The sequence below is a fragment of the Pseudomonas sp. 43(2021) genome, assembly GCF_017490805.1.
Classification (GTDB): Bacteria; Pseudomonadota; Gammaproteobacteria; order Pseudomonadales; family Pseudomonadaceae; genus Aquipseudomonas.
In genome coordinates, this window is sequence record NZ_JAFGYJ010000556.1 from 1 (window position 1) to 438 (window position 438).

Here is a 438-nt window from a genome sequence, read left to right on the forward strand (position 1 = left end):
GTGTTGCGCCCGGGCAGTTACGTGGCGCACGACCATGGCATCTACAAAGAGGCGCAGTGCTGCGTGCTCGACCGTCGCAGCGACCTGCACGAAGGCCTGCGCCCGGCGCTGGAAGTCTGGGCTCATGTGCAGTCGCTGCCGGAACCGGGTTTTGCGGTGATCGCCCTGGGCAAGCGCGATGTCGCCTTCGATGCCGGTTTGCCGGTGCCGTTGTGCGCTACAAGGCCGGCGTGGTGCCGGCGGCGGGGGATGATATCGGCGCGTGCAAGGTCACGGCAGTAATGGATCAGCATGCGTTCATGACCGTGGCGCCGGGTGTAGAACTGCGGGTCGGCGACATCATTTCCTTTGGTACTTCGCATCCATGCCTGACTTTTGACAAGTGGCGGGTAGGGTTGCTGGTGGATGAGCAGTTGGCGGTCATCGAGACCATGGAGA

Annotated in this window: 1 pseudogene; it reads left to right on the plus strand. The window is 63.2% G+C overall.

Annotation, left to right across the window (positions count from 1 at the left end):
• A pseudogene (locus tag J5M71_RS28670) lies at positions 1 to 438 on the plus strand (amino acid deaminase); the annotation flags it as partial.